17 protein-coding genes are annotated in these 18,921 nt (G+C 57.2%); 3 read left to right on the forward strand and 14 right to left on the reverse strand.

The window, feature by feature from the left end; translation table 11 throughout:
- From tssH to tssB, 7 genes are all read right to left on the reverse strand, one after another.
- Window positions 1–2,655 carry a type VI secretion system ATPase TssH gene (tssH, locus tag IB144_RS14815; RefSeq protein ID WP_065888633.1) on the reverse strand — a complete coding sequence of 885 codons (2,655 nt, stop codon included), beginning with the start codon at window positions 2,653–2,655 and terminating at the stop codon, window positions 1–3.
- Window positions 2,656–2,919: 264 nt separating this feature from the next.
- On the reverse strand, window positions 2,920–3,411 hold the full coding sequence (gene hcp / locus IB144_RS14820) for a type VI secretion system effector Hcp (protein WP_002902160.1): 492 nt from the start codon (window positions 3,409–3,411) through the stop codon (window positions 2,920–2,922).
- Between the two features lie 4 nt (window positions 3,412–3,415).
- Window positions 3,416–5,122, reverse strand: coding sequence for an OmpA family protein (locus IB144_RS14825; RefSeq protein ID WP_020323828.1), 1,707 nt, complete (start codon window positions 5,120–5,122; stop codon window positions 3,416–3,418).
- Complete coding sequence (gene tssL, locus IB144_RS14830; protein WP_020323825.1) at window positions 5,119–5,808, reverse strand: type VI secretion system protein TssL, short form; 690 nt, start codon at window positions 5,806–5,808, stop codon at window positions 5,119–5,121. The genes IB144_RS14825 and tssL overlap by 4 nt, the downstream gene beginning before the upstream one ends.
- Window positions 5,805–7,148: a type VI secretion system baseplate subunit TssK gene (gene tssK, locus IB144_RS14835; RefSeq protein WP_020323830.1), complete on the reverse strand. Its 1,344-nt coding sequence runs from the start codon at window positions 7,146–7,148 to the stop codon at window positions 5,805–5,807. The genes tssL and tssK overlap by 4 nt, the downstream gene beginning before the upstream one ends.
- A gap of 9 nt (window positions 7,149–7,157) precedes the next feature.
- Window positions 7,158–8,702, reverse strand: coding sequence for a type VI secretion system contractile sheath large subunit (gene tssC, locus IB144_RS14840; protein ID WP_004892641.1), 1,545 nt, complete (start codon window positions 8,700–8,702; stop codon window positions 7,158–7,160).
- Window positions 8,703–8,744: 42 nt separating this feature from the next.
- The gene (tssB, locus tag IB144_RS14845) at window positions 8,745–9,236 is read right to left on the reverse strand and encodes a type VI secretion system contractile sheath small subunit (RefSeq protein ID WP_004176434.1); all 492 of its coding nucleotides are present in this window, start codon (window positions 9,234–9,236) and stop codon (window positions 8,745–8,747) included.
- Between the two features lie 641 nt (window positions 9,237–9,877).
- On the opposite strand from tssB, the gene IB144_RS14850 reads away from it, so the two are divergent.
- The gene (locus tag IB144_RS14850; RefSeq protein WP_004190556.1) at window positions 9,878–10,444 is read left to right on the forward strand and encodes a DJ-1/PfpI family protein; all 567 of its coding nucleotides are present in this window, start codon (window positions 9,878–9,880) and stop codon (window positions 10,442–10,444) included.
- Window positions 10,445–10,642: 198 nt separating this feature from the next.
- On the opposite strand, the gene IB144_RS14855 is transcribed toward IB144_RS14850, so the two are convergent.
- Entirely contained in the window at window positions 10,643–12,175 is a 1,533-nt protein-coding gene (locus tag IB144_RS14855; protein WP_004183778.1) for an HD domain-containing protein, read from the reverse strand.
- 216 nt (window positions 12,176–12,391) lie between these two features.
- Window positions 12,392–13,153 (reverse strand): SDR family oxidoreductase, encoded by a 762-nt coding sequence (locus IB144_RS14860; protein ID WP_019705447.1) that lies wholly within the window; start codon window positions 13,151–13,153, stop codon window positions 12,392–12,394.
- Window positions 13,154–13,261: 108 nt separating this feature from the next.
- On the opposite strand from IB144_RS14860, the gene IB144_RS14865 reads away from it, so the two are divergent.
- Both IB144_RS14865 and IB144_RS14870 read left to right on the forward strand, forming a co-directional pair.
- On the forward strand, window positions 13,262–14,176 hold the full coding sequence (locus IB144_RS14865; RefSeq protein WP_004176438.1) for a LysR family transcriptional regulator: 915 nt from the start codon (window positions 13,262–13,264) through the stop codon (window positions 14,174–14,176).
- Window positions 14,177–14,477: 301 nt separating this feature from the next.
- Window positions 14,478–14,666 (forward strand): hypothetical protein, encoded by a 189-nt coding sequence (locus IB144_RS14870; RefSeq protein WP_004183775.1) that lies wholly within the window; start codon window positions 14,478–14,480, stop codon window positions 14,664–14,666.
- Window positions 14,667–14,737: 71 nt separating this feature from the next.
- On the opposite strand, the gene IB144_RS14875 is transcribed toward IB144_RS14870, so the two are convergent.
- From IB144_RS14875 to opgC, 5 genes are read right to left on the reverse strand one after another with little or no spacing between them, the layout of a single operon-like run.
- Window positions 14,738–15,181: an ATP-binding protein gene (locus tag IB144_RS14875; protein WP_014907732.1), complete on the reverse strand. Its 444-nt coding sequence runs from the start codon at window positions 15,179–15,181 to the stop codon at window positions 14,738–14,740.
- Between the two features lie 19 nt (window positions 15,182–15,200).
- A complete protein-coding gene (locus IB144_RS14880; protein ID WP_004183770.1) occupies window positions 15,201–15,539 on the reverse strand; it encodes an STAS domain-containing protein in 339 nt (112 codons plus the stop codon).
- Entirely contained in the window at window positions 15,529–16,743 is a 1,215-nt protein-coding gene (locus tag IB144_RS14885) for a SpoIIE family protein phosphatase (RefSeq protein ID WP_004183769.1), read from the reverse strand. Before IB144_RS14885 ends, IB144_RS14880 begins: the two co-directional genes overlap by 11 nt.
- Window positions 16,744–16,751: 8 nt before the next feature.
- Window positions 16,752–17,651, reverse strand: a complete 900-nt coding sequence (locus tag IB144_RS14890) for a hypothetical protein (protein WP_020324874.1) — start codon at window positions 17,649–17,651, stop codon at window positions 16,752–16,754.
- 10 nt (window positions 17,652–17,661) lie between these two features.
- Window positions 17,662–18,879, reverse strand: coding sequence for an OpgC domain-containing protein (gene opgC, locus IB144_RS14895; protein ID WP_020324891.1), 1,218 nt, complete (start codon window positions 18,877–18,879; stop codon window positions 17,662–17,664).
- Window positions 18,880–18,921 lie beyond the last annotated feature (42 nt).

Genomic DNA, 18,921 nt, shown 5'->3' on the forward strand with positions numbered 1-18,921 from the left:
CTACTCATCGGATATTGTCCCCTCGTCAAACGCCATCACGACGCCTTCCTCTTCGTGATACCCCAGCGTCACCTGGCGCGGTTTCTGCCCCGCCGCCATATGGCTCAATAGCTGCTGACTCAGCGCCGGCAGGATCTGCTGATTGAGCAGACTGTCGACGTTACGGGCGCCGGTATCCGGCAGCAGGCAGGCCTCGGTCAGCGCGTCGAACAGGCTCTCGCTGAGGGTGGTGTTGATTCCGTAATGGCAAGCCAGACGCTGACTTACCTGCCCGAGCTTCATGCCGACAATGGTGCGCAGCGCTCCCGCCGGCAGCGGACGGTAAATCACCGTCTGGAAGCGGGCCAGCAGCGCCGGCTGGAAGTGGCCGCGCAGCACCGGGCGCAGCAGCTCGTGCAGGTCTGATTCGCTGGCCTCCGGCTGTTCATCCAGCAACTGCATCAGGAGGTCGCTTCCGAGGTTGGCGGTCATCAGGATCACGGTGTTGCGAAAGTCGATTTCACGCCCCTCGCCGTCGCGCATTACCCCCCGGTCGAAGACCTGGTAGAACAGGTTCATCACATCGCGATGGGCCTTTTCCACCTCATCGAGCAGCACCACGCTGTAGGGGCGTTTGCGCACCGCCTCGGTCAGGATCCCGCCCTGGCCGTAGCCGACGTAGCCGGGCGGAGAACCCTTCAGCTGGCTGACGGTGTGCGGCTCCTGGTACTCGGAGAGATTGATGGTGATCAGCGCTTTCTCGCCGCCGAACAGCGCATCGGCCAGGGCGAGCGCCGTTTCCGTTTTGCCGGTGCCGCTCGGCCCGACCAGCAGGAACACCCCTTGCGGACCGTTCTCCGGCGTCAGGCCGGTTTTCGCGGCGCGCAGGCGCCGGGCAATAGCGCTCAGGGCCGCCTGCTGGCCAACCACCCGTTTGCCGAGACTCTCTTCCAGACTCAGCAGCTCCGTCTGCTCATCTTTCATTAGCGAGGAGAGCGGCACGCCGGTCCAGTCGGCAATCACCGTCGCCACGGTGCGGACGTCGACGTCCAGCCCGAGCAGCGGATTGCCCTGCTGGACGGCGATAAGCGCGGTTTGTAGATCGCTAATTTCCGCCTGGCGGGAGATATCGCGGCGACAGGCGAGCAGCGCTTCCGTCAGCTGCAGCTCCTGACCATACTGAGTTTCAAGGGTATCCAGCGCCAGAATAAGGCGGATCTCCTCCTGCTCAATGGCCGCCAGCCGATCGCCGCGGGCGCTGTTGCCCAGCGCAATATCTTCCAGCAGCGCCTGCTTCTCCATTGCCAGCGCGGTGAGCTGCGCCTTCATGCGGGTCAGCGGCTGAGGCACGGTATCCAAACTCATACGCAGGCGGGCGGAAGCGGTGTCGAGTAAATCCACTGCCTTGTCCGGCAGCTGGCGGCCGGTGAGATAGCGTCGTGACAGCGTCACGGCGGCGCGCACCGCATCATCCGTGATATGCACGCCGTGGTGGTCGGCATAGCGGGACTTCAGGCCGCGCAGCATCAGGCAGGCGGTGTCGTCGTCCGGCTCATCCACCTTGACCATCTGAAAGCGGCGCTCCAGCGCGGCGTCGCGCTCGAAGTACTGCTTGTATTCAGACCAGGTGGTGGCGGCGATGGTCCGCAGCTCGCCCCGGGCCAGCGCCGGCTTCAACAGGTTGGCGGCATCCGCGCCGCCCGCCTGATTACCCGCGCCGATGATCGTGTGCGCCTCGTCGATAAACAGCAGCACCGGCGAAGGCGACTGCTGTACCGCCTCAATGATATTTTTCAGCCGCTGCTCGAACTCGCCTTTGACCCCGGCGCCGGCCTGCAGCAGACCGAGGTCAAGGGTGCGCACCGACACCGGCTTCAGCGCGTCGGGGACGTTGCCTTCGGCAATGCGCAGCGCCAGGCCTTCCACCAGAGCGGTCTTGCCCACGCCCGGCTCACCGACGAGGATCGGGTTGTTTTTTCGCCGACGGGAGAGAATATCCACCATCTGGCGGATTTCCGTGTCGCGTCCGAACACCGGGTCAATCTGGCCGTCTCTGGCTTTGGCGGTGACGTCGAGAGTGAATTTGTCCAGCGCGTTCTGCAGCGCCGGGTTGAGCCCATCCGCATTCAGTTCGCTGCCCGCAGGACGCCCCACAAATTCCACGTCCCCGCCATGGGGCTGCGCCAGCGCCGCTTCCTGCTGCGCTGGCGGACGTTCGTCGGACTGGGCATCCAGCAAGGAGCGCAGGCGTTCCAGCTGACGCTGGCCCAGCGTTAACAGCGGCCACAGGCCATCCCACTGGATCAGATTCTGTTTTTCAACCAGCGCCATCAGCAGGTGAACACTGCGGATCTGCGCTTCGCCGCTGAGAGAGGCAATCAGCCAGGCCTCCTGCATCAGCCTCAGGGTATGGTCAGAGAGCTGGGGACGATGACGTACCGAGCGCGGCTGTTTATCCAGCCAGCTCAGCAGATCCTGCCACAGCGCATCCATATCCCATTCATAGCGCCGCGCCAGCACCGTCAGATCGCCTTCCCCCTGTTCCAGCAGCTTAAGCAGCCAGTGCTCGGGCAGGATCTCGGCATGCGCCCGGGTCTGGCACAGGGAGGCCGCCCCCTCCATTGCGCGGGCACAGCAGGGATTAAGACGGCGTAACAGGCTGGCTGGATTTTCCATGAGATCCTCTCTTATTGTTTCCGGACACGCTACCGCCCGTCGCTGTTCCTGAACAGGAACCCCAAGCGCACAAGGTCAGGCAGACAGATTGTGTTTTTCTTTGCTGAGACCCCGTATCTCAGGCGCTCAGCAAAAAACGGCGGGCAGAGAAACGCTGCCCGCATCAGGCGATCGCCCGCAATAATCCCCGGCCGCAGAGATAACGATGCGGCCGGGATGAGCGAACGTCGCCTGCGCGCCAGCGGCGCGAAATATGACGGGCAATTACGCGGTGGCGCGTTCGTTCCAGCTATCGGAGTGAATGATGTTGCCGTCTTTATAGGTCCAGGTGATCTTCTCGTAGCGCAGCTCAATCTGTTCCAGATGGTTGTGCTTCTCGTAGGCGGGGTTTTTGATGTCGTGCATCAGGGGATTCACTTTCACCACCTTGACGTTCTCAAGTTTGGTATTGAAATACTCCACTTCCTGGCCGGCATCGTTGATTCGGTACCACTTAAACTCGGCGGACTTCAGGGTCTGACCGGTGGTCACCGCCTTGTACAGGTAGGGGCTGGAGGAGTCGATCTCCTTGGTGAACAGGAACGGCGTATGAATACGCGTGCCGGTCAGTTTGCCGGTGTTGTTATCGGTCGGGATGTACAGGTTATGCTCCTGAGCCACCACTTCGATACTGCCTTCACGATCCTGAACGTCGACAGACCCTTTAATGTCCGCGCCGCCGTCGTCTTTCAGCCAAAGATAAACAGGAATTGCCATGGAATTACTCTCCATTGTGTAGTGAAGCGCCATCATCCTGGGATGACGCAGAGGGTTGGTCCGGTAACCGGCAGGCGTCTACCTGCGGCACCAGACTGATTTCGACACGACGGTTCAGCGCACGGCCTTCCGGCGTATCGTTTGTTGCAATTGGTCGGCTTTCGCCATAGCCCTGAACGGCAAAGCAGCTGTCCGGCACGTCGCCGGTATCGCGCATCCAGTCGCGGACCGATTCCGCACGTTTCAGCGACAATAGCTGGTTGGCTTTTTCCTCACCCACGCTGTCGGTGTGGCCCGCCACCACAATCAGCCACCCGGGCCTGGCCTTAATGTCCATCAGCGAGCTGACCAGCCGCTTTGTCGAACCAGGCTTCAGTACCCATTTCCCGGTATCGAATAGCGACATGCTGTCAAGGCGGATGACGTTCGGCGCGACGCGCTGCACCGGCCTGGGCGGCGGTGGAGGCGGCACGTAACCGCGAATCGCCTCCAGCAACGGCAGGCGAATCTGCTCCCCGTGATACAAGCCCAGACTCTGGCGCAGCGGGACGCCGTTACGCGCCCAGCTATCAAGCAGCGCGGCATCTTCACGCAGCACCCTGACAGCGCTGGCTTTTGGTCGATAATCATCCATCGCAATCCGCTCATAACGGGCAATATCGACGCCCACGCGCTGCAGCAGTTGTCGATTGTTCCAGCCACTGCTGAGCAGCGCGGCGACAGCCGCGAGGGTGAAAATCGCGAGCGCCGCGCGCCAGGCCCAGCCTCGTGGCGTGAGTCCCCGTCCCGCCGGTAACTGCGGCAGGATGAATTCCGGCAAAGCTGAAGCGTCCCCGGTGTCGCTCTCGCCAGGCTGCCAGCCAGCTACCCGCGACAGGCCGCTATGTCGGGATAACCACGTCGTCCAGGCCGACGATGCCAGACTTCCAGGCAGCGAGGGCCCGAGGCCCCACAGCACGGCCGCAGGGGGCAGAGGTGGCAGGTCGGTATTCTCTTCCGTCAACACGGCATGGACGTGCTGTTCAAACCAGCCCATCAGGCTGTTCATCAGCACCTGCTGCTCCAGCGCGGCCGCCCCACCGGCGCTTACCCAGGCCGGTACGGAACAGGGGGCGCAGGAGGGCTGCCAGACTTTGACCGCTTCACCCGGTATCGCCGCCTGCCACAACAGGTCGCGACTCATCGCGCTGCCCACCTGCCCCTGCAGCGCCAGCGGTACGGCATACCCCGTCTGCTGACGCAGCTGGCTGAGTTGCCAGCGCAGGGCCAGCAGAGCGCTGGTCAGCGCATCGCTTTGCGCATGCCGCTGCGGGCAGACGCAGAGCAGCACCGACAGCTGAGGCCCCCATTCCGGCCGCTGGCTCAATACCTGGCGCGCGACCTGCTGCAGCTCCTCCGTCTTTTCCACGCGGATCCAGCAGCCCTGTTTGACGACTCGCACCGGTGACGCTGGCGGCCAGACACACGGCAGGTCGCCGCAAACGAGGACCACCGGCTGGCGATAAGCGCCCTCCGGGAGAGGGTCCAGGGTTGATGCGACGTTACGTCCGGTACGACGACTGGCGATGCGCCAGATCCCGATGATCAGGGCCAGCGTGACCAGCAGAATGAGCCACGCCCCCCAGCGGGGAACCGGCAAAAATAGCAGGCACACCAGCGCACTCAGCAGACTGGCCCACAGCGCCAGCCCACGCTGCTGCGCGGGGCTCATTTCACCTCCCCCGGTAACAAGGTCAGCAGCAGGTGATCGAGCCAGTGGTTGAGTCCCCACCACAGGGCGAGTACCACCACCACGCTCAGGCCAATACGTACCGGCCATGGGGCCAGCCAGCCGCTTATCCCCAGACCGGCGCGACTCTCTACCAGTACGGGAGCGGTAGCCGGGCGCTGAAAAGGAGGAACACGCTCACCGAGCGCGTTGACCAGCTTCAGGCGCTCGGGGTCGTGGAGGGAGCGAAAGCTGCCAATAAAACCCAGCAGCATCACCCGCTGAAAACAGGTGACCACGGCCAGGTTGGGCGCCGGCTCACGCAACACATCACGCATCCGCTCGCACAGGGTGTCGCCGGCGTCCATGGTGCCGAGGAAGTGCCCCTGCAGCGGAATGTCATACCACTGCAGGCAGGCCTCATCCTCCACGCCGCGACCTTTCACGGCTTCATCGAGCAGCGCGCACTGGGCGGTGAGAATATGCTGACAGCTGGCGTCATCAAGCCCGCTCGCCTTCAGCTCATGTTGCACGCGCTCGACATCAGCAATACAGCGCTGCCATAGCGTGTACCCTTCCTCATCGCGGAACTGCGGGCCGTGGCGCAGGCTGATAACCTGCAGCCAGGTGTTCTGCAGCAGCGCATCAATATCAATGGACGCGGCGTTGCCGCGTTTAGGCTCATTCACGTTCGTAGTACCGCAAAAAGTTCAAGTTCAGGCTCACCGAGCATCCCCGGGACGTAAAACATACAGGTGCCGCTCTGCAGCATTTCCGTCGCCAGAGGGTGGGACACATCGAGGCTGAAATACTGATTTTCCAGACGTAGCGGGATCGCCGCCGGCACATGACGCAATGGCGTGAGGGGCACCCCTGTCCGCGAGGAGTTGACGATGGCTTTGACATGATCCGGACTGCCCACTTTGCACTGGCGCGGAAACTGCTCCTGCAGTTGGGCGACCGGTACCGACGAACGAACCGACAGGTAGTAATCAGCCCCTTCCCGCAGCCGGGCATCGTGCAGACGCGCCTGCCAGAAGTGCAGCCGGACATCATGCTCCAGCGCAATCGCCACCACCCGCGATGGCAGGCTCGCCTCCAGCAGGTCGCTCAGTAAATCAAACAGCGGCGGAAAAACCGCGTTCAGCTGGTCATGCTGATAGAACGGGACGGCATTCGCCTGATGGGTGAGCGAAAAGGTCAGCAGGCTACCAGCCAGGCGCGCCAGCTCCGGGTAGAGGCGTTCCGGCGGGCTTTGCCGGTAACGCAGAAAGTACCCCAGCACCGGCTCGGCGCTGTTCAGCGCATTCAGCAACCAGAACAGAGAGACATCGGCTACGGCAAAATCAGCCATCCGTTCATTGCTTTCGCGACGCATGGCCATCAGGCGCGTCAGACGAGCCCGGAGCTGGATGAGCAGCTGTTCAAGCTGCGTCGCCAGCCAGCGGCTGCCCTGGATCTGCAGCAGCGGCGGGAGAAACGTCTCGTCGATAAGCCAGGCCCCCTGCGAGTCCCGCTGCAGGCGAACAAGCGGACAGGTCAGGTAATCGCTGTTGTCCTGGTGGGCGAAGCGGAGGGTCAGCTCCGGCTGTATGACGGCAATCTGCCGGGTATCATCCCCAAACTGGTTACGGACATCGCGCCAGCGCTGGCGGAAGCGCGCCGGCCTTTCGGCCACCTCCTCCGGCTTCAGACAGTTGCCGCCATTCGCCTGCATCAGGGGCAGCGCCAGCACGATCACCGCCTCGCCGGATGCGCCGTCCAGCGACAGCGCGGACGGCAGCGCATCGGCATTGTCCGTATCAATCATCGTGCCATCCTGGAACCGGACCTGCAGCCTGTGAGCCTGCAGGCGGCCCAGTTTGAGCATCTCTGGTTCGAAGGTCGCCTCAACCACTCCCCAGGGGTGGTTAAGACCCATCCGGGCAATCACTTCCGCAGTCCAGGCTGCATACGCAGCCTGCTGTTGAAAATGCTGAGGCGACACCATAATGCCCCGGCCCCACAACGGACGTTCCGTTTTCATCATCGTCCGAACCTACGCCTTCGCCTTTGGCATCTGGCTAACCAGCGACAGATTGACGTCCATCCCCTCGACCTGGAAGTGCGGCACCGCGTACAGCTTCACGCGGAAGAATCCCGGGTTATCCTCGATATCTTCCACCACCACGCTGGCATCGCGCAGCGGATGGGAGGCCTGCAGCTCGTCGCCGGGGTCGGTCATTTCGGTCACCAGGCTCCGCACCCAGGTGTTCAGCTCCAGCTCCAGCAGACGCCGGTCCTTGGTGGTGCCGATATTCTCGCGCTGGATCATCTTCAGGTAGTGCGCGATGCGCGACAGCAGGAAGATGTAAGGCAGACGCGCGTTGATACGGCTGTTGGCGGTGGCGTCGGCGGTATCGTACAGCGCCGGTTTCTGCGCGGAGTTGGCCGAGAAGAAGCAGGCGTAATCGCGATTTTTGTAGTACGACAGCGGGATAAAGCCCAGGCTGGCGAACTCAAACTCCCGCGTTTCCGGGATCATCACCTCGGAAGGAATTTTCACCTGGTTGCCGGTGCCCAGATCGTACAGATGGATGGGCAGATCTTTCACCGCGCCGCCGGCCTGCGGACCGCGAATTTGCACGCACCAGCCGTTATTGACAAAGCTCTTCACCATATTGGAAGCGAAGGAGAACGCCGCGCTGGTCCAGAGATACTTTTCGTGGTCCGGGCCCTTCACCTGCTCGACATAGTTGAAGCTGCGCACCGGCACGGTATCCGGGCCGTACGGCAGACGCCCCAGCACGCGCGGCATCACCAGGCCGATGTAGCGGGCATCGTCAGTTTCGCGAAACGCCTTCCAGCGGATATATTCCGCACGATCGAAGTAGTTGCCGATATCCTTAATGGCAGCCACCTCTTCCATGGTCTCTTTCAGGAAGAAGGCCGGGCCGACGGCGCCGATAAACGGCATATGGGCGGCGGCAGAGACGCGGGAGATATTGCGCAGCAGCGCCACATCCTGCGGGCTGGCGTCGAACTCATAGGCCGAGATCACCGAGCCGATCGGCTCGCCGCCGGGAGTGTCATACTCCGCGGTATAGGTGTGCCAGTAGAGGCCGCTCTGGATAAGCTCCGGCGCGTCCTCAAAGTCCTGGCGCAGATCGTCTTTGGCGACGTCGAGGATCTCCGTTTTGACGTTCTGCCGATAGTCGGTGTTGTCCACCAGCTGTTTGAGGCCGCGCCACAGGGATTCGACCTGCTGAAACTCCTGATGGTGCATCACCGCGTCCAGCTGACGGCTTATCTGGAAATCCAGCTCGGCGATATGGTGGTCGATCAGCGTTTTGTCGAGCTTTTCCACCCGCTGGCCGGACTGGCGGATGCGTTCCATAAACACCTGCATCGCCGCGGTGAGACGTTCCGCCGCCGGCGCCTCGGAGAGCGCGGCATCGTCCAGAAAGTCGTTGATATCCCCGAGGCGAGACGCCGGGGTGAGATTAATTTTTTCAAACAGCGAGGCGTAAACGCCCTCGCCCGCCCTGTTTTCCTGCAGCGTGGTTTGCCCCTGAACAGGGGCGTTTTCTGTGGTAACAGACATTAGCATTTTCCCGGTTAATCCATTAACAGACTTGCCCCGCACTTATTTCGGGGCAAGCGCACTCATTTCGTCGCGTAATTCCTGGGACAGCGCCGGATCTTTCAGGATTGCCTCAAGCTCTTTTCTGAAAGTGGCGTTATCGAGCAGATTGGATTTGAGATCGCGTAATAAATTACGCATCGCCAGCATGGCGCGGAGTTGCGGAATTTGCCGGGCAACCTGCTCCGGTTCAAAATCTTTGATGTCGGTAAAACGCAGTCTGACGTTCTCCTCTTCGCCATTGCCGGCCAGCGTATTCGGCACCGAGAGGTTAACTTCCGGGCTAAATTCCGAAAGTACGCTGTTAAAATTATTTTTATTGACGTTGATTTTTTCTCTTTCCGATAAAGGCCGGTTTTCCTTACCATGACTAAAATCGCCAATGGTAAGCAGTTTGAGCGGCAGTTCGACCTTCTTTTGCGCGCCGCCGGTATGAAGAGATAATTTGAGATTAATGCGCGCCCTGGGGACTTCATTCTGGAACGTATCAGCCATAGCAGTTCCTTTCCTTAAGGAATAATTATTGAAGATATATTGATATGAAACGTGACGATGATAAAGCAAAAATGGATTACCGATCAACTTAACCACCTAATAATTATATTTATTCATAAACACCCCCCTTTCACCACGAAAATAAAAGCACCATGAATATCAATATTTGAAATGTGTAACAACAGCCAATGATAAATTCAATAAATAATGCACCAAAGGAATGTTTGCAATGGATACTATAAGGCGTGCTAAAACATTAAGCGGATGAATAAAGGAAACCATAGAGACGACCGGGGCAATATAATTCGCTCATTATGCAAATTTAGCGTAACAACGCAATAAATTACTCAGAGGGATAATATCTGGCTTCCATCCGATTGCCCCTTCGCGGCGGACGCTTAATAGTGCAGGCGCGAAATCTAAACGGTAACAATATTCTTCTGCTCCCCTTACTCCCCACAAACCGATTTTTTGCGGATAACGAGCCACAGCGCGATGTCGGACAAAGTTGTCGTTAGCAAAAAAACATGAGCCCGGTTACAAGACGCACACGACACCGTCGTCGGCATCCTGAACGGTTCGCATTCTGCAAGTCGCCAGGCTATATCTAAGACACCTTTCGCCCACAACGAGACACAAAGATGAGCAAGAAAATCCTAATGCTGGTCGGCGATTATGCCGAAGATTACGAAACAATGGTTCCTTTTCAGGCGCTGCAGATGATTGGCCACCAGGTCGATGCCGTCTGCCCGGATAAAGCCGCTGGCGACTATGTCATGACCGCAATCCATGACTTTGACGGCGCCCAGACTTATAGCGAAAAGCCGGGCCATCGCTTCACGCTGAACGCTGACTTCGCCGCAGTAAAGGCCGAGAACTACGATGCGCTAGTGATCCCCGGCGGCCGGGCGCCGGAGTATCTGCGCCTGAACGAGGAGGTTATTAAACTGGTACAGGCATTCGACGCCGCGCGTAAACCTATCGCCGCCGTCTGCCACGGCCCGCAGCTGCTGGCCGCCGCCGGTATTCTGCAGGGCCGCACCTGCAGCGCCTATCCCGCCTGCGCCCCGGAAGTGCGTTTGAGCGGCGGGCACTATGCGGATATTGGTATCGACCAGGCGCATGTGGACGGTAACCTGGTTACCGCCCCCGCCTGGCCGGCTCATCCACAGTGGCTGGCGAAATTCGCCGCCCTGCTGGCGGAATAACCATACTGAGCCGGCGTTTTTGTTGAGCCACCCGCTCCCCTGCGGGAATCTATGCCTCAGCGCGGTGTTTAGTCTCGGGTAAACGCGCTGTTGTAAGTTATACCGATGGCGGGGATGCGCCACGATTTACCGCTTATCTTCAGGGGCCGGTTAAAAAACCAGCCCCTGAAAGATTTATCGCTGCCCTGACGGGCATCATCAATTCAGCAACGCGATCTGCTTGACCACTATTTCATTGATTTTATAGATTATTTCAGGAGTTACGCGTTCTTTGATATCGCGGTCAACAAATACCCGAATGCAATATTTGATGATTTGATACTGATTTAACTTATCACCACATTCAATTAACGGTTTTATTTCGTAGCGGTTCTTAAGATCTTTCACCAAAAGCTTAACTTCGGTTTTATCCAGGTCTTTAAAGGCGCAGTCGGAGACAATATCAACGGCAAATTCATGTGGTTTGAAATGAGGCTGTAATACAGAAGTCAATAACCCGGTGAGTTGACTCTTCCACGCCTTATTTTCCTTGTCAGCGATGTTAGCTTTATACACAGAGTGTTTGGCCTCATAGACCTTCGACCATGGGTGTCGGTTAATAATGTCATCAAGTATTTTTTTATTAACCGCCTCGGTATCGCTGATATCTATCCATTCACCCACCTTGTCATTCAAAAAATAATCATCACTGCACGCCAAATAAAACTCCTTCAGCGCGTCGATGAAGCTTTCATCGCTATGGTCAACGATACGGTCGGTAACGTCAGCGATAATGACATTTTGTGGATCCTTGCTTTGCATAATCTCACATAATGTGCTCAACATCGTCGCAAAGGCGCGGTTTGTTTTATGGTAATACACCTGCGAGAAAAGGCTGGAGCGCGCCCCAATAAACTCAGCGATCGAATCAATCCCACTCTCTTTGTAAGCAAGGTACAATTTTCCCTGTTCCTCGACCGGGACAATTGACATAAACAAGCGATTGTAATCGTAGATACCACACTTGACGCCGGAGAAATAGCCATCTCTGAGCAAGTAATCCATCCGGTCGGCATCGATCGGACAGGAAGAGATGATCGAGGTCATTAACGGCAGGATATCTGTTGCCTTTCCATTAATTTCCTCAATGATCTGTTGGTCACCGTATCTTTTTTCGATGATTTTTAACACATTTTCGATATTTATTTCGTCATCGACCTTACCTTGTTTTCTCAGATCATGATAAATCATCAGGCTGAACAACAGCGAAAGCTGTTCATGTTCAACTTTCTGTTCTGGCTTGCTTAATACATCAATGATCGAATGGTAGGCTGTGGGGAGAACATCGGAGAATTCGTGCTTACCAGGCATAAAACTCTCAAACTGGTGGGATACAGGCCCATGCCCGATGTCATGCATCAGGGCAGCGAGTCTCAACTCCTGAATGTTGTGTTTTGGTATCTGATCGATATGACCAAACACATGGCCATCATCATATTTCTTTTGATACCGTATCGCATTCAGGCGTAAATTATTGAGTATTTCACTTGATAAATGCAGCACCCCGAGAGAGTGTTCGAAGCGGCTGTGCACCGCAGAGGGAAACACCTTATATAAAAAAGAGTTCTGTTTAATGTTGCGTAAGCGCTGGAACAGGGGGTGATTGATAAAGGCAATCTCGAGTGTCGTCAAACGAATAGTGCCGTGAATGGGATCAAGGATCTTACTGGTCAGTTCATTTTCAAAATCCATATCTTAAATCCTTTCATACGTGCATTAAATATATTTAGCATATTGACTGTTTATTCAACAATAATCTTGCGCATTCAGGCAATAAGGTCAATCACTAATATTTAACGAGCAACGCGGCAGATCATTATTTCCTTATCTCTCCACAGCGTCGCGCTATATCGGCATCCACTGACATATCGATTGACTACGGATGAAAACAGCCCCGGTTTTCTTCGCTCAGATGCGCATTCCCCCGGAAACCTCAATGCGCTGGGCATTCACCCAGCGATGATCATCGGATAACAGCGAGGCGATCATCGGCCCGATATCCTCTGGCAGGCCAGGTCGGCCCAGCGCCGTCATGTTCGCTACCGCCTGAGCGACCTGCGGGTTATCCCGCACCACCCCGCCGCTGAAATCGGTGGCGATGGCGCCGGGCGCCACGCAGTTCACCGTGATCCCGCGACTGCCCAGCTCAAACGCCATATAGCGAGTCAGGGTTTCCACCGCGGATTTCATGATCGCATAGGGCGCCCGGTTCGCCATCACGATGCGGGTGAGGCCGGACGAGACATTCACTATTCGCCCGCCATCGGCCAGCAGCGGCAATAGTTTTTGACTGAGGAAAAAAACGCTCTTCACGTGGATGCGATACAGCGCATCGAATTCCGCTTCCGTGGCGTTAAGAAATCCCATGCCGCTGGCGTTGCCGGCATTATTGACCAGATAATCAAATTTATCGGCGTCCAGCTCCGTCAGCGCGCCCTGAAAAGCGCTAACAAATGCGTCAAAGGTGTCGATTTCGCCAGCGCTGAAAGGCAACGCGATCGCCCGGGCGCCCAGTGCTTCAACCCGTGTAACCACCTCGTTCGCCTCGGCAAGACGCGTTTTGTAGGTCAGTACTACATTTACGCCGCGCTGTGCCAGCGCTTCGACGGTCGCGCGTCCCAGGCCGCGGCTGCCGCCTGTCACCAGGGCGATTTTTGCGCTATTGTTCATGTTTTCTCCTTTTCTCTCTGCTGAAAACATGAGCGATTATAAGCCCCTGAATGCCGACGATAAGACCGCGTTGGGCGACAGGATAGTTTTGCCAGCTGGAACAATGTCATGGATAAACTGGATACTCTGACCTTGTTTGTGCGCATCGTCGAACGGGGCTCATTCAGTGCCGCCGCCGCGGATCTGGGGGTTTCCCGGCCAGTAGCGACCGCGGCTATTAAAGCGTTGGAGGTCAGTCTCGGGGCGCGGCTGCTACATCGTACCACCCGGCACGTACGGCCGACGGCAGAAGGCTCGCTGTATTATCAGCGCTGCGTGTCCATTCTGGCGGCCCTTGAGGAGGCCAACCGCAGCGCCGGGGGGAGCATCTCCGGCACCATTCGGGTAGACGTGGCGGGCAACCTGGCGCGGACCCTGCTGCTGCCCGCGCTGCCGCAGTTTCTCGCCCGCTACCCGGACATTACGCTGCAGATCGGCGAAAGCGAGCGTGACGTCGATCTGGTTCGCGAGGGAGTCGACTGCGTCATTCGCGGCGGCCATCTCCCCGACAGCGAGATGATCTGCCGGCCGCTCGCCGGGTTGCAGGAGATCACCTGCGCCAGCCCGACCTATCTCGCCCGGTACGGCACCCCGCATACGATTGAAGGACTGACGGGCCACGTGATGATCGGGTTTGTTTCATCGCGCACGCAACGTACCTTGCCGCTGAGCTTTACCCAGGATGGCCGTCAGAGCGAGGTCAGTTTGCCCTGTCGGTTGCTGACTTCCGATGCCGACGTTGGCGCCGAAGCGGCAAGGCTTGGCTTTGGCCTGTATCAGGCCCCCTTGCCCCGCCTTGAGGCCGATCTGGCGTCGGGCGCGTTAACGGAAGTGCTGGCCGATTTTCGCCCTGCGCCGCTCCCGCTCTCCCTGCTCTATCCCAGTAATCGGCAGCTCTCTGCCCGGGTACAGGTATTTATCGACTGGGTGACGGCGCTGATGAAGCCTCCCCTGGCGCAGCAGGCATCCGGAAGGCTAAAATAACGTTTGCTATTATTCACGGCACGTGCGTTAATCGTTGAGTCGATTTACCAGACAAAAAGTTATTATCTGAGTACGTGTTCTCATCTCCAGGCGTTATCCCTGATACCACCTTCCTTTGAGCAGTCCCGTTAGTAGTTTGCTTTTTCTGTAAACAGGCCCTGTCAGATCCTTGTCGACTCCTTAAAAAGTCCGCCATCTGACACAAAACCCGGCTTACCACTAACTAAAATCAGCCGCGTTAATTTTCCTGAAAACGACCATTGTCTTTTCAACAGAACATCACCCATACAAGGTTTACATTATGATCGAACATATCCATTTTAGATGCCCATGCTGCCATGGCTCCCAGTACAGAACGTCCCAGTTTGACGTCACTGAAAAAAACCCTTTTGGTGCGAAATGCATTTTCTGCAAATCAGCCATGATGACGTTAGATACTCTTCGCCCTTATCACCTGGGCGCGCTGTCCACCGCTCAGGCCCAGCCATAAGACGGATGAAGAGGGTGAACGCGGGCGGGAAAATTCCCCCGGGGATTCACCTGGGGGCAAGCTCTGTTCCTTCACCTGACGCGATCGTCGGTGGAATGGCGAAGAACGGCATCCGGCAACGCTTTTATCAGGGTCGTCACATTCTCCCCGGCGCGGGTTTCCACATTAAAATAGTCCACCGCGCGCAGAATAAGCCGCAAACCTCTGCCGCTTTCCGCTAACGGATCGACATCGAAGCGCTCATCGCCACGCGCCAGCGCCAGGCGCTCGGCCGGAAAGACCTCTCCCGCATCAATAAAGCGCAGCGTCACCCGGTCTTCCGTTGCGATAAATTCGACACGAAAAACACGTTGCCGATCCTCATGCAACGCATAGCGAATGATATTGGTGGCCGTCTCACAGACGGCAAGATCGAGCGCGAAGCGCCACTCCTCCCCGACGGACAGCGGCGCCATTTGTTGAGCCAGCCACGCCGCCAGCGTTGATAGCGAGCTGAGTTGGGCAGGAAAATTCATGACGTTATTCACGGGCGCGTCACGGATTGAACTGCGCAAGGGCTGAAGTGCGATCCTCGCAAATACGAAAAATACGATCCATCCTGGTCAGGGTAAACATATTGCGAATGCCGGGGTTCAGCGCGCACAGTGTCATTTCTCCTTTACCGTTCATCATTTTCATCAGGGAAACCAGCGTTCCCAAACCGCTGCTGTCGATAAAATCGATTTTACTGAAATCAACAATCAGATCGGTGCTATCTTCGCCTATCTCCTGGGCGATTGCCGCCTTAAAGGCTACCGCGACGGAAGCATCCAGCCGACGCACCGCCGGCGTCAGGATCGTCACCGAGGCCTGCCGTTCAGTTTCAATTTTCATCACTGTCCCCTGTACGTTCAATAATCAAGAGTGAAACATCATCGGCCATCGCCTGGGTCTCCTGCGCGTCGCCACTGCGCCAGCGGATCAGGTGCCGGGCAAAACGCGGCAGCAGCGCGGGCAGCGGCTGCGTCACGCTGTCCTGCAGCCACGCTTGCAAGCGCGCCTCGCCAAACTGTTCACCGCTCCGGTTTTCACATTCGGTGATACCGTCGCTGAACAGGCACAGCCGCTCTCCCGGCGCCAGCGAAAAACTGACATCTGCCCACGAGAGATGGTCTATCAACCCCACCGGCGCCCCGCCGCTGCCGACCGGGCGGACGGTAGCGTCCGGGCTAACGATAAAAGGCGTGGGATGCCCGGCCTGACAGAGTTTGCCCGCACCGGTCTGCAGGTCGATCACGCCATAGATCAACGTGAAATAGCTGACGATCTCTGTTTCGTCACTGCAAAAACGACCATTGAGGATCGCCACCACCTCGGCCGGCGACGCCGGCTGGTTGTCTGCCGTAAAAAGAAAGCGCTCAACGGCCCTGCCATGCAAAAACTGGCGGGCGACGGCGAGCGACATCATCGCCGCCCCCACGCCGTGTCCGGAGACATCCACGCAGTAAAATCCGAGACGATCGCCCAGCGGGAAAACGTTAAAAATATCCCCCGACACCCAGGCCGAGGGCAGGAAAATCCAGTCGGAGAAAAATCCCTGATGGCGCAGCTGATGAGCCGGGAGAACCGACTGTTGAATGCGCGCCGCCAGCTCCAGATCCTGTTCAATCTGTCGCAGCGCTTCGCTCAGCCGCGCATTGCGCGCGGCGAGGTCAGCCTCGAGGGAGAGGATCCGCGCCCCGGCGTGCAGCCGCGCCCGCAGCTCGCTCTGCTCTACCGGTTTGCTGAGAAAATCATCGGCCCCTGCCTCAAACCCCTGCGTTAAATCGCCAGGGTCTTCGCGGGCGGTGAGCAATATCAGATAAACATAGCGACCAAACTGGCGACGGCGAATTTCCCGGCATAGCGTCAGGCCATTCATCTCCGGCATCTCCCAGTCGCTTATCACCAGGCTGACAGGCTGGTTTTCGAGGATCGCCAGCGCGTCGACACCGTTTTCCGCCTCACTAACGATATAACCCCACTGCGTCAACATTCGGCTTAGCAGCCGACGATAAACCAGCGAATCTTCAACAATCAGGACGTGCTGTGCCGACATCGCGCCTCCTAAATCGGCAAGAACCAGGTAAGGCTGATCGTGCCTTCACGAAACTTGCCGCTGCCGCTGTCATGCCCCGGGTAGCGGGTACCGGCATAGTTGGCATACTGCACAGAGAACGATCCCGGCGTATAGCCCGCGTAGCCAAAACTGTAACTATAATCGCCATTCCACGGCTGCTGCTGACTACTGTCCGGATACCAGAACGCGGTGGCGCGCACAAAAAAATGTTGTTTAAAGGTATATCCACACCCCCCAAGCAGCACATTTTTGTTTTTGCGGATATCGTTACTCTCCAGATCGTAATAACGCGGCACCCAGCTGTAGCCTGCCTGGCAGATAATGGCGTCGCCTTTGTTAATCAACAGCGCATGCTCCATGGGCTTCGGCAGCGAAAATTTATACGCCAGGGTAATCGCCCCCTGCTCAAAATAGGTGTGACGCTTGCTGCCCGAGGTCCAGAAGTGGTTATCGCCATAGTTACTGTAAACCAGGCTGAAGGTGTTGGCATGCCAGTCGTCGTAGCCAAAACTATAGCGAAAATCGGCGGTATAGCGGCTGGTGTCAGTCACCGGTAAACGGGATGTCACGTTGGCGAACCAGAAGCTGTAGGGCGAGTATTGCAGGCTAAGATTCAGAGTCTGATTATATTTTTTCTTCTGTTCTGCGCTGTCTGAGCTGTTGGGGACGGTCATCCACTGCTCTTTTAAACCCGAACTAAAGCTCAGCGCTCCCGAAAACACCTTGTCATTCCCGGAAAAAAGCCGTCCCCAGCGGCTGGTAAACACGCCGGCCTGCACCGGTTCACCATTTTTATCACGCAGCGGTTGTGCGTCGTTCTTCTCTGCGCCTTCCGCACCTGCGATGGCGCACCATAGCGCGCAGGCCAGCATATATTTCTCCCGCATTTGCCCTTCCTTAGTTAGGTATCCAGCGTGCGGCGACGCGGTATTTGGCCATCAGCCACAGTACGCCCAGCGCGGCGGCATGAATCAAGGTGTTCTCTATCCACGCCTGGCGCCACAGATCGAAGGTAACCAGCTGGCTTACGGCGAGCACGATGTAAACATGCAAAATAAAGGTGTAGAGCGAACGCTGCCCGAGCGGGATCAGGAACCAGCCTGCCAGCCGGTTAAGGGGGCGCCAGCACCAGGTCAATAGCAGATAAATGGTGACCATCAGACTGATATCATTGAGGATCCGTACCGGACCGAGGCCGTTTTTCGCCGCCCAGGTATGGTAAAAGGCGTTAAAATCCGCCGGCGGGATTACGTGCATCAGCAGCGCGGGCGGCATAAAAGGATTGGTATGGTTCTGGGCGACAAACGCAAGGATAAGCGCGATGAACACCAGCGCCGCCACGGCGACTTTGCCGGGCGGCGTGCGGGCGAAAGAGATCAGTTCCGCTTTGTACCAGCCGCAGCACATGCCCAGCACAAAGATAAATTGCCAGGCCAGCAGGGGAAAGGCGAATTCAAATTCGCAGGGCGTGACCCGTATCGGCCAGCGTTGCCAGCAGCCGTATATCAGCAGCGAGGCGCCCAGTAAGGGGTAGACGTGACCCTTTTGCAGCATTCCCAGAAACAGCGGGCTGAGCAATAACAAAAAAATATAGAGTCCGAGGATCTGCGTCTGATGCGGGCCAATCTGCAGATAGAGGATAATGTTAAACCACGTCTCTTTTATTTGCGGGGTTAGCGGATAGAGCGACCAACTGGTCCCGGAAAAGCGGTCGGTAAAATGAGTGACTTCATAGACATTAAGATAAGGCAAATATCTCAGCAAAAGAAAAGAGACAATAATAATAATATTAACCTGATATATTTTCCATGCGCGAAGATAAAGCCCCCAGCTCACCGTCAGTAATACTGCCTTTTGTAATCTGACACGATTTAGCATCCCTAACATGAAGCCGGACAGGATCACAAAGCCCTCGGCACCGGTGGTCAAACCAAATCGTTCCCAGCTGAAAATATTAAATATCGACATCACTTCGGTATGCGCCACCACCATCATCACAAGAGCAATACCGCGCATAAAGTCGATACGCAGGTCGCGATCCCCGGTCAGAGAGTATCGCCAGGGCATTGATTTATGAGTTTCTTTTTGCGAAATCGCTGAAGCAACCTGGCTCATTAGGGATCCTGCCGTCTACCCTGCAACATTTATTACAAATTA

The organism is Klebsiella sp. K4 (assembly GCF_014596785.2).
GTDB classification, from domain to species: Bacteria; Pseudomonadota; Gammaproteobacteria; order Enterobacterales; family Enterobacteriaceae; genus Klebsiella; species Klebsiella pneumoniae.